11 protein-coding genes are annotated in these 10,582 nt (G+C 39.4%); 4 read left to right on the top strand and 7 right to left on the bottom strand.

Features of this window, described 5'->3' with window-relative positions; translation table 11 throughout:
• From A7967_RS16975 to nadK, 6 genes are all read right to left on the bottom strand, one after another.
• Positions 1-616, bottom strand: a 616-nt coding sequence (locus tag A7967_RS16975) for a tyrosine-type recombinase/integrase (protein ID WP_064435889.1), incomplete at its 3' end; no start/stop codon positions are given.
• Positions 617-1,346: 730 nt separating this feature from the next.
• Positions 1,347-1,667 (bottom strand): GRAM domain-containing protein, encoded by a 321-nt coding sequence (locus tag A7967_RS16970; RefSeq protein ID WP_064435888.1) that lies wholly within the window; start codon positions 1,665-1,667, stop codon positions 1,347-1,349.
• A 102-nt stretch (positions 1,668-1,769) separates the two neighbouring features.
• The gene (locus A7967_RS16965; protein WP_054206219.1) at positions 1,770-2,102 is read right to left on the bottom strand and encodes a hypothetical protein; all 333 of its coding nucleotides are present in this window, start codon (positions 2,100-2,102) and stop codon (positions 1,770-1,772) included.
• A gap of 113 nt (positions 2,103-2,215) precedes the next feature.
• Positions 2,216-3,889, bottom strand: coding sequence for a DNA repair protein RecN (gene recN, locus A7967_RS16960; RefSeq protein ID WP_054455448.1), 1,674 nt, complete (start codon positions 3,887-3,889; stop codon positions 2,216-2,218).
• 73 nt (positions 3,890-3,962) lie between these two features.
• Positions 3,963-4,535, bottom strand: coding sequence for a hypothetical protein (locus A7967_RS16955; RefSeq protein WP_054206221.1), 573 nt, complete (start codon positions 4,533-4,535; stop codon positions 3,963-3,965).
• A 76-nt stretch (positions 4,536-4,611) separates the two neighbouring features.
• Entirely contained in the window at positions 4,612-5,496 is an 885-nt protein-coding gene (nadK, locus tag A7967_RS16950; protein WP_054206283.1) for an NAD(+) kinase, read from the bottom strand.
• Between the two features lie 105 nt (positions 5,497-5,601).
• Between nadK and A7967_RS16945 the strand changes: the two genes are divergently transcribed.
• Together A7967_RS16945 and grpE are read left to right on the top strand one after the other, a co-directional pair.
• Positions 5,602-6,567, top strand: coding sequence for an HrcA family transcriptional regulator (locus A7967_RS16945; protein WP_054206222.1), 966 nt, complete (start codon positions 5,602-5,604; stop codon positions 6,565-6,567).
• A gap of 58 nt (positions 6,568-6,625) precedes the next feature.
• The gene (grpE, locus tag A7967_RS16940; RefSeq protein ID WP_054206223.1) at positions 6,626-7,234 is read left to right on the top strand and encodes a nucleotide exchange factor GrpE; all 609 of its coding nucleotides are present in this window, start codon (positions 6,626-6,628) and stop codon (positions 7,232-7,234) included.
• A gap of 33 nt (positions 7,235-7,267) precedes the next feature.
• Here the strand turns inward: grpE and A7967_RS16935 are convergent, their stop codons facing one another.
• Positions 7,268-8,470, bottom strand: coding sequence for a Bcr/CflA family efflux MFS transporter (locus A7967_RS16935; RefSeq protein WP_054206224.1), 1,203 nt, complete (start codon positions 8,468-8,470; stop codon positions 7,268-7,270).
• A gap of 193 nt (positions 8,471-8,663) precedes the next feature.
• Between A7967_RS16935 and A7967_RS16930 the strand changes: the two genes are divergently transcribed.
• Positions 8,664-9,452, top strand: coding sequence for a M48 family metallopeptidase (locus A7967_RS16930; protein ID WP_054206225.1), 789 nt, complete (start codon positions 8,664-8,666; stop codon positions 9,450-9,452).
• A 125-nt stretch (positions 9,453-9,577) separates the two neighbouring features.
• Positions 9,578-10,096, top strand: coding sequence for a hypothetical protein (locus tag A7967_RS16925; protein WP_152960638.1), 519 nt, complete (start codon positions 9,578-9,580; stop codon positions 10,094-10,096).
• Positions 10,097-10,582 lie beyond the last annotated feature (486 nt).

Genomic DNA, 10,582 nt, shown 5'->3' with positions numbered 1-10,582 from the left:
ATGGCTTCCTGAAGGTCGATGCTGACATAGGTTTATCCATTAACAATCGCGAGTAAAACATCCAACCCGTTGGGTGATACATTTTCCAGTAACAACGTAATTGATTCAGTACACTATCTGATACAACAACATAGCGTGACTTATCTCCTTTACCATGTTCAATTAAAATGGTTTTACGCTGTCCATCGATGTCTTGCACTTTAATACGCAGCAGTTCGCCAATACGCAAACCACAGCCATAACACACCACTATCAATGTTTTTAAACGCATATCCGTGCAACTTTCTATAAGTCGACGAATATCATCACGCGATAAATAAGTAGGTGCCCGAGGTTTCGCTTTAGGCAAGGCTATGTCTAAGTTCAGTGGGCGATGTAAAATATTCTTAAACAGAAACCAAATGCTGTTTATTTGTATTTTTTGACTCGCTCTGGAGAGCTTGCGAATGGCGGGATCTTTAAAAAAGATATTCAGCTCATCATCAGTAATTAAATCGAGTGGTTTATTAAAATAATGGCTGAGTTTAAGTAAATGCTCGCAGTAACTTTTACAGGTACTTTGTGAATAACCACGGTAGGCTATTTCAGTTTTGACTTGTTCAATGAGTGTATTCATGACTTACCTCCAAGTTATGGGATAACCCAAGGTAAGTGTGGCTCAAATGGTCAGAATAGGATCTCCGCGTAGCGGCTTAGTTCAACAATTTAATAGTGCGCTCATCGGGCATATTTCTGCCGACTTAACGCTCATTTATCTACTTTATATAGTTTTAACAAATTACCTAAGGTATTACTATCACTAAGTTTTCTAAAACTTTAAAGCAAAGTTAAACAGAACAATATGCGCTCAGCGCTCATTTTCATGAATATATGCGCAAAGGGCTGTTTGGCCAATCAATTAACTACGATATTTAGCCAATCTCGATGGCCGCTTATCACTCAAAGCCGTCATTTAGTTTAATCTTTCATCGTTGGGTTTCGTTGCCCTCAACCTAACCCACAGTAGTGAATTAAACGCCGAGTTGATTGGGCTTTTCCTAGGGCGTGTTGACCTTTCGTGATTGATTTTGCAGCTGTATGTTTGGTTTTTAGGCAAGGCAGAGCCTATGTAGTGTGGTTATTCCCCATTAATAGGCGATAACGCAGCATAAATGCCAAACATGCGCTGCCCTCCGGGTTCTTTCTAGGGACAATTAACTCTTTGTTGCTCGGTTTTTACTTAGCCCACTAGGTTACAAACCTCGCGCCGCGATTAAATTTCCCCTAGATTGAACAAATTTCAATCCACAAAGGTCAACACGCCCTAGCGCCCAGAATCTAGCAGCTAGGCTCTTTTTCTTCCCAATTTAATGACTAGCTTGCAAGCAATTAAGCCACTCATCGGGTTCGGCTAAAATAAACTCTAAGTGGTGGTTCTCTTTGGTGATTATTTTGATTCCCGCGGTGGTTATGGGGATTAAACCGCCAGCTTTACCTGAACATTTCTCAACGCGGGAAATATTATTAAGTTTGATGGCATAACTGCCTAAATTAAGTTGTTTATTTAGGGCTTCAAAATGCAGTAGGTTATCAGTGAGTGTTAAACGACCATCTGCTTTAGCAACACCCAGTTGTAATGTTGCATAACAGCGTTTGAGCTGTGTGAGTTTGGATTGTGCTGCTGTCATTATTCATTCCATCGATTTTTTATTTTATTCAGTGTAAGTTGCACAATTAGATGTGTCAATTATGTAAATTAATTGTTTTTATTTGTATTTTAAAATAAGCACTTACAAAAAGTTTTTTGCTCTGTGGTGTTGTTTTTTCTGCTTATTTACTTTTAAAAAAGCATAAACGACTAACGCCATTTGCATGGCTAATGCACAAAGAGTAAGTAATAGCTCTATGCGGTTAGCAGCCCTCGTTGGTAAATATAATTCGATAAACCATGCGAGGATAAGCATAAAAATAAGTGATGCATGTAAATAACGCTGTAACATTATTTTAAATTGCAGATGCTTCCAGCGGCTAAATACTAAAAGTAATGTACTCGCTAATGGGGTTAATAATATACAGCTAAACGCTGCCATTAATAATGGTTGCAAGGTGTGTGTTGTTATCATTATGTGTCGTGTCTTTATTTTGTGGTTATAGTCGCTTTGCAGTACAGCCATACAAAGCTATGTTTATATATTTTTTTAGCTAAAACGTTTTTAAACGTTAAGCTAAATAGTCATTAAGCGTGCGCCATTATAAGCTCTTTGGCGTTAGCTTTGGCGGTTTTACTAATGTTATCGCCACCAAGTAGGCGCGCTATCTCATCAATTCGGCCATGTTTATTCAGTGGAAGCATGGACGTATAGGTTTCTCCATTTGCAATTTCTTTCGCTACAAAAAACTGTTGATGCCCAGAGCTGGCCACTTGCGGTAAGTGAGTGACACAAATTACCTGAGTAGATTTGCCTAGTTGTCGTAAAAGCTTACCAACTGCTGATGCTGTGGGGCCTGAAATACCTACGTCAACTTCATCGAAAATAAGTGTTGGCGTTACTACTTTTTGTGCAATGATCACTTGAATAGCTAAGCTAATACGTGATAATTCACCACCAGAGGCAACTTTTGATAATGGTTGTAATGGTTGCCCTGGGTTGGTTGACACTAAAAACGAGACATTATCAAACCCTAGATTGTTAGGGGCTTTGTCTGGTTGCGGTGATAACGCAATTTCAAATACGCCATTTTCCATTGATAAATGCGCCATACTTGCACTGATCAATTCATTTAATGTTTGTGCAGAAATAAATCGGCTGTCACTTAAATTTTGTGCTGCAAGTTGGTATGCGTCAAATGCGTTGGCTATTTCGCTTTCTAGCTGAGCTAATCGGGTAGAGTTGTTGCTTATTGACTCAAGCTCTTGCGTTATATTTTGGTGAAACTCAACCAATTGCTCAGGTTTTATATGATGTTTACGCGCAAGGTCCATTATGCCTGCTAGGCGTGCTTCTACTTCATCAAGGCGGGCTGGATCAAGATCTGTTTGCTCGCCATAGTTGCGAATTTCACGGCTGGCTTCTTCAACTTGTACTGCTGCCTCTTCAAGTAATGCGGCAACACCTGATAAGCTTTCGTCAAAACTAGCAAGTTCAGCAAATTGCTGTGCACTGTGTTGCAGTAGTGAGCATGCATTTTGTTCTTCATTTTCATACAAGCTTTGCAATTCACGTTGGCACGCGTCGATGATGGTTTGGCTATGGCTGAGCTTATAATGTTCGGCTTCAATTTGTGTAAATTCATTTTCTTGTAAAGCAAATTCATCTAGCTCAGCCACTTGGTATTCAAGTAGTTGTTTTTGTGCAGCTTGCTGTAATTGTGCTTGTTCAAGAACCGTAAATTCTTTTTGTAAATTATGATAATTACGATAGTGCGTACGTACAGTATCCACTAATGTATGGTGTCCCGCGTAGGCGTCAAGTAGCTGTAACTGATGTTCGCTTTTTAGCAGATGCTGATGAGCATGTTGCCCGTGAATAGAAATTAAATGCTGACCGAGCTCTTTAAGTTGTGCTGCGGTGACAGGGCTGCCATTAATGTAGCTTTTGCTTCGCCCGTTTTTGCACACTACACGTCGTAGTAGGCATTCTTGCTCATCATTAGAGAGTAAGTTTTGCTCTAAAAATTGCTTAGCGAAGGGCAGTGAGGTCAAATCAAACGCGGCACAAACTTCAGCGCGTTCAGTGCCAGGACGAACGGCTGAGGCTTCAGCACGTTCACCTAAACACAGTGATAACGCATCAATAGCGATAGACTTGCCGGCACCTGTTTCACCAGTTATAGCGGTCATGCCACTGTGCCATTCAGTGCTTAAATTACTTACAATCGCAAAATTTTTAATTTCTAACCCAATTAACATACTGTTTATCCATCCAGTCAATTAACTGTTAATTTATACAGTGTTTTGGGTTTTTGCAAATAAATTTTTATTATTAAGCTAAGTTTATTTCTTGTGTGTCTATTTTAGGAGGTGAAATAGGAGGTGTAATTTCAGTTTGTTCTGTTGCGTTTGAATAGTCCTCGTTATCATTATTTTGCAGCTCAGGAGATTGTAAAATTTTGATCAGGGAGGGAAGTATTTCACGATAAAACCCATGGTTATAAGCAATACCAGCTTGGGGTAAGTCTGCAACAAAGTAATCTAACTTTTCGGCTAATGCGTCACGCTCACCAGTCACATAGGTTTTTGCAAGTTCACTGCTTATAGTGCTTATTAATGACTCTATAATTCCTTCTAGGTACAATAAATTTTCATCAGTGTGTGGCTGTACAACAAAAAAATTACTGGCGATAACTTGAGTGCGTGCGATATATTTTGGGCGTAGTATTTTTGCGTCACTAAACTCATTGAGCTTTGCTTTCAAATTGTTTGTCACTTCTGTGACGCGTGCATTAAATAACTTTTTTTTCGCTTCGACCGCTTTTCGACGGTTATTCTCAATCACCAAATAACTGCCAAGCAGGGTGATAAGTAATAATATGGCAAAAAATACAACGTAAGTCATTGTGTCGAATTCCCTAATATGGGTATTAAATTGATTTTAGCTATTTTGCAATAAAGTATGGGAAACCGCAATAGTGTTAATACAAACGACTACCCCAATTTAATTTGGTGCGCAGTACGTGGTAATAAGAGTAATCTTTAGGGTGAATAAGACGTAGTTTTTTGTCTGCTTTTTTAATAACCACTTCGTCCCCGGGTAAAACAGCTAATACAACATGGCTATCACAACTAACTTGTAAGCTATCCGTATTTTCTAAACTGAGTTTTAAACGCACTTCATTATCAGCGTCAACAACTAAAGGGCGACTTGATAGTGTATGCGGAAACATTGGCACCAGTGACATTGCATTGAGCTCAGGGGTTAATATTGGGCCACCACCAGAAAGAGAGTAGGCGGTCGATCCTGTTGGCGTAGATACAATAAGGCCATCTGAGCGCTGCGAAAACACAAAGTCGTTATTAATGAAGGCTTCAAACTCAATCATATGGGCGACTTTATCGGCATGCAGTACCGCTTCATTGACTGCTGAATTAGCGCTTTTGAGTTCACCATGGCGGTATACTTCAACTTCTAATAAAAAGCGTTTTTCTTCAATATATTGGCCGCTTAATACTTGCTCTAAACTTGGTTCAAACTCTTGCGGATTCAAATCGGTCAAAAAGCCCAAATTACCCCGGTTAACGCCAATTACAGCCACATCAAAGCGTGCTAACACTCTCGCGGCACCAAGCATATTTCCATCGCCGCCAACAACAATCGCTAAATCGGCTTGCTCGCCAAGTTCGATCAATTTAACGAGTTTTTCTTTTGGAACGCCAGCTAGTTGATGCCCTGTACGTTGCTCCACAATAACATTAAAGCCAAGTGCGTTTAAAAATGTATAAAGTCGCTGTAATGTTGCAGCTGCGCCATCGTGATTTGCTTTTCCAATTAAGCCTATGGTTTTAAACGGTGATTCCATGATGTTTACGCAAATAGTTATAATATTACTAGAGTAACTCAAAAATGATCGCTTTGAAAACATCGGTGCCTTGAAATAACTTCTCTTTGCCCCGATATACCTTGTATGCAGCAAGATGTAGAAATTATGAATTTAAATCCCCGAGATCAACAAATATTTTCAGCGGTAATGAGCCTTTACTGTAATGGTGAAGGGCAGCCTGTGGCGTCTAGCCGTATTGCTAAACAAAAAGGCATGGCTGTGTGCTCTGCGACAGTGAGAAATGCCATGTCGCGTCTTGAAAAGATAGGCCTGTTGTACTCACCGCACACTTCCGCTGGGCGCGTGCCTACCAATGCCGGGTTCGATTATTGGTTGAATGAGTTTTTCCCATTGACTGAAATTGCTCAGTATTGGCAACCAGCACAGGCGCAACTAGTCGAAATGGCGCATGGTATTAGTCAGCGCTATCAAGTGTGTTGTTGCGTTGGATTACCACAGGTTAGTTCGCAACAAGTGTTTAGGGTTGAAGTGCTAGACTTTGATGGTAATGACTGGCTTATTTTGTTGCTAGATCGGGCTGGGCAAAGCCATAATATTTGTATTCATAAGCCAGATGACGCGTCAGATACAATACGCTATCAATTTGCTACGTGGCTAAATACAGTTTTTAGTCAACAAACGTTGATGGAAGGATTGTATCGAATGCAAGCAATGGCGAATACCGCACCACGAAACTGTCATGATTCATTAAATCAATGGACACGTGAATTAAGCCAAAAGTTAGGCTCAGACAACAGTATTGTTGTGGGCGAAAATTATTTATATCGTCAAATTGATTGTGAACAAAGTTTAAATATCGGTGTCTCATTTTTGAACTTTGTAGAAGATAAATTAGCGTTCAAAAATGGCGTGTCGGTTTTAAATACAGCGCAATTGCCTTTTACTGATTGCGATGAGTTAATGGTGATAAGTGTGCCTTATTTTCAAAATCATGAATACCAAAGTCGTTTTTGTGTAATTTGCCCTAAATCGGCGCAAATTGAAGCAATCATCCAAGAATTTAAATTAATCGAGTCACCTGACTCTTGAATCTTTTGATTCAATCCCCATAATTACCGCAATTGAAAAGAATTGGAGCATTTAAACTATGTCTGAGCAGACAAAATCACCAGAGCAAGAAGTTGAACTAAACGAAGAGCTAGAGCAGATGAAAGCAGAAGTTGAAGCCGCTGTAGAAGCTGCCGATGCACATGAGGGCGAAGAAGTAAGCCCTGAAGCTGAAATTGCTATGCTGTATGCAGAGCTTGAAGATGCTAAGCAAACAATCGCTGATCAAAAAGATGGTGTAGTTCGCGCTGCTGCAGATGTTGACAATATTCGTCGTCGTGCTGCACAAGATGTAGAAAAAGCACATAAGTTTGCACTTGAAAAGTTCGCTAACGAATTATTACCTGTTATTGATAACTTAGAGCGTGCTATTGAGTTTTCCGATAAAGAGAACGAAGCCTTAAAGCCATTGCTTGAAGGTATTGATATGACAGTTAAGAGCTTTAATGATGCGGTTGCAAAGTTTGGTGTTGAAATTGTTAACCCACAGGGTGAGCAGTTCAACCCTGAGTTTCATCAAGCCATGTCTATTCAACCGAGTAATGATGTAACACCTAATACTGTTTTAGCTGTTATGCAAAAAGGTTATACATTAAATGGTCGTTTATTACGCCCTGCAATGGTAATGGTATCTAAAGCTGCTGACTAAGCAATGCTTAAAGTAACAAAATAAAAATGCCCGTTATAAACGGGCATTTTTTTTGTTTCGAGCTCGATGCCAAAGCTGGGCAATTAAAGTAAGTACCAGTGCGCTAAACATTAAACTTGAGAAGGGGACCGCACTTTGCGCATGCATAAGCGCGAGTATGGGGCCCACTAATGCGCCACTGCCAAATCTAAGCGTACCGATGACAGCCGTTGCTGTACCAGATTTTTCTTCAAATTCCATTAATATTAGCGCATCTGCGTTACTTGCTGTAACACCTAAGCTCATCATCAAAGGTGCAATTGCGGCTACAATAAAATACAACGATAAATGTAAAATACTAAAGGTGAGTAATGCGCCGCCTGAGATAAAGCCTACCGTTAATCCGTAGTAGAGCATTTTTCGTGAGCCTATACGCGGCACTAGTCGGGTGTTTAAAAAATTACCCACCATTAATGCCATCACATTAAAAGCGAAGAGTAGCCCAAAAAGTTGTTCTGATACTTTGAAGTAGTCGAGGTACACAAAAGGCACCGCTGTTAGAAAGCAAAAGAAACCGAAAGACACAAACATTGAGCTTGCTATATCAGCGCGGGTATCTTTATTTTTAAAAACTGTTTTATAGCTATCAAAAAATAACGCAAAACCTTTTAAGGGACTTTTGAAAATAGGGATATCAATTAAATAAATTTGCACTAAAGCTAATATGGTAAAGCTGTAGCTGGCTAGAACTAAAAAGATGGTTTGCCAGTGAGAAAGCCCTAAAATTAATGATCCAACAGTGGGGGCGACTAATGGCGCAACCATCATAATCATTGATACGTAAGACATTCCTTTTGCGGTATCTTTTTGGTAAATATGGCGAATGATCCCGGGCACAACCACGGTAGCAGCAGCGCCGGTAAAAGCTTGTACGATTCTTAAAAACCAAAATAGATGAATGTCACTGCAAAATGCCAGCGCTAACGAACTGGCACCAAATAAAGCCAACCCGACTTTTGCAAGTACTCTGCGTCCAATTTGATCCGCTATAGGGCCAAAAAATAGCATCCCAAGCGCATAACCGGCTAAATATAGGCTCAAAGATATTTGTACATTTGGCATTGTGGTATTTAGATCGTTAGCAATGACTAACATTGCTGGTAAATACATATCAATAGCCAGTGGAGTGATGGCAACAATACTTGCTAATAAGGGAAGTAGAATACGTTTATTTAAATAGGCAGCTGAGGCTTGCATCACGAATCCATCCATCTGAAAAAGAAGCGCATTGTAGCAGTGCCGAACACCCTTGTGTACTTAGTTTGGCTGATATTGATTGCCTTTAACATCGGTGTAACATATGTTCCTTTTTATAGAACTTATGATGATGTTAAATTGATAATTGGTTTGTTATTCTATAGGGAATCAAATTGTGATTTTTGGAAATACAATGAAAAAATTAGTTATAGCAATCCTTGCAACAGCGGTACTTGCCGGTTGTAAAACATCGCCGACAGGGCGCACGCAAATTGCACTTTACTCAGATCAGCAAATGAGCCAGATGGGTCAGCAAAGTTTTGTTGATATGAAAAAGAATCAAAAAATAAATAATGACCCAAGAGTTAACGCGTATGTGAAGTGTATTGCTGATGATGTCATTGCTGTTTTACCACAGCAATATGCAACTCAGGCTTGGGAAGTTGTTGTATTTGAAGATGATTCAGCGAATGCATTTGCATTACCAGGTGGTTACATTGGCGTGCATACGGGGTTATTAAAAGTTGCGAAGAACCAACATCAATTAGCAACAGTAATAGGCCATGAAGTAGGCCATGTAATTGCAGAGCATTCTAATGAACGTGTTTCACAAAGTGCATTGCTCCAAACCGGTATGCAAGTTGGCGGCGCTGCACTTGATATGGGTAATGTACAATATCGTGGCGAAATTATGCAGGCATTAGGCTTAGGTGCGCAGTATGGCGTAATTTTACCATTTAGTCGCTCACACGAATCAGAAGCTGATGTAATCGGTTTAGATTTAATGGCGAAAGCGGGCTTTAACCCTCAGGAGTCCGTGACACTTTGGCAAAATATGAGCCAAGCAGGCAGTGGCAATACACCTGAGTTTATGTCAACTCATCCATCACCGAGTAATCGTATTAAAGAGCTGCAAAATAAAATGCCTGGTGCATTGAACGAGCAAAAAGTAGCGGGTAAAAACCCGCAGTGTAACCTGTAATATAACAAGCCTGTGAATCAATATTTACAGGCTTTTTTAAAATCAAAAGACACCGAAATGCTTATAACGGGGACGTTTTGATTACGGCTTATCATCAATGGAATAATAAAAATAGCGAGTTAACAATGAAAAAGAACATGGCATTTATTACAGTCGCGAGTGTACTCTTGTGTGCATGTAATAGCAGCCCAAAACAACAGACTAACCCGTCTAACCCCGTAGAACAAAACAATAAGGCTATTTCGCTTACGCTAGACACTGTTGATTTTGCTTCTGATACAGCAGGTGCGAAAGTAAAAGTGGAGTGTTTGATGTTAGAGCGTTTAACGACTGCTATTTTAAAATCATCACAAAGGTATCCTTTAGTCGTTAAAGAAAGAATAGCTGGAGTCGCTCAAACAGAATTTGTGCTAAAAGCAACGTACACAAACGTAAATGCGCACAGATGGGTATTTCCATCTTTAAGGCCTAGTTCGTCGGCAACGGTTAAAGCTGAAATACTCAAAAATGATCAGGTTGTCGCCACTATTAGTAAAGAAATTGGCTCAGGTGCAGCGTTTGGAGCATGTGATCGACTTGAAAAAATAGCCTTAGCAGGTGGCCGCTACATTTCAAAATGGGCTGCAAAACAGAATTACAATTAAATCGCTTAATATTATTAAAAACGTGATTATCTTGTCAAAGGAGGTAATTCAGTAAATGAGTTATTTCCTTATCGTTATTACAGCTCACTAATTTAATGTAATTTACCCTCTTAAATATTTAATTTGCCTTTAAATACTTTAGTTTGCACTAAATACAGGTACTTCTAGTGAGTTTTTCTGTGATTAGATATGTGCATAGCTGTATGTATACATTTACAATTTGAAACTCACTATTAACCTTTTGCTTACAGTGGGGTGTTTGCAAATTATAATGTAAAGCCTTTATAAAGCAGTCTATAAAAAAGGGGGGTTGCAAATTTAGTATGGATCATTATAACTTTTTCTATTTCATTTAACGCAGTAATTGTTGGGGGGCTTTAATTTAATCATAAACTTGTTTTGTTTGTAATACGCTCTAAGTTTAGCGTGTACCTTTTAGGTGCTTTTCGTTTTAACTTAATAAATATTATTACAACAATTAAAAAG

Source organism: Pseudoalteromonas neustonica, assembly GCF_001653135.1.
Taxonomy (GTDB): Bacteria; Pseudomonadota; Gammaproteobacteria; order Enterobacterales; family Alteromonadaceae; genus Pseudoalteromonas; species Pseudoalteromonas neustonica.
Note: the sequence above shows the minus strand (reverse complement) of the source record. Positions and strands in the feature narration are given on the sequence as shown.

Excerpts from the sequence above, each read along its gene's own strand:
- recN (WP_054455448.1), bottom strand. The coding sequence starts at position 3,889 with ATGTTAATTGGGTTAGAAATTAAAAATTTTGCGATTGTAAGTAATTTA.
- A7967_RS16935 (WP_054206224.1), bottom strand. The coding sequence starts at position 8,470 with ATGCAAGCCTCAGCTGCCTATTTAAATAAACGTATTCTACTTCCCTTA.
- nadK (WP_054206283.1), bottom strand. The coding sequence starts at position 5,496 with ATGGAATCACCGTTTAAAACCATAGGCTTAATTGGAAAAGCAAATCAC.
- A7967_RS16965 (WP_054206219.1), bottom strand. The coding sequence starts at position 2,102 with ATGATAACAACACACACCTTGCAACCATTATTAATGGCAGCGTTTAGC.
- A7967_RS16925 (WP_152960638.1), top strand. The coding sequence starts at position 9,578 with ATGAAAAAGAACATGGCATTTATTACAGTCGCGAGTGTACTCTTGTGT.
- A7967_RS16945 (WP_054206222.1), top strand. The coding sequence starts at position 5,602 with ATGCAGCAAGATGTAGAAATTATGAATTTAAATCCCCGAGATCAACAA.
- A7967_RS16970 (WP_064435888.1), bottom strand. The coding sequence starts at position 1,667 with ATGACAGCAGCACAATCCAAACTCACACAGCTCAAACGCTGTTATGCA.
- A7967_RS16930 (WP_054206225.1), top strand. The coding sequence starts at position 8,664 with ATGAAAAAATTAGTTATAGCAATCCTTGCAACAGCGGTACTTGCCGGT.
- A7967_RS16955 (WP_054206221.1), bottom strand. The coding sequence starts at position 4,535 with ATGACTTACGTTGTATTTTTTGCCATATTATTACTTATCACCCTGCTT.
- grpE (WP_054206223.1), top strand. The coding sequence starts at position 6,626 with ATGTCTGAGCAGACAAAATCACCAGAGCAAGAAGTTGAACTAAACGAA.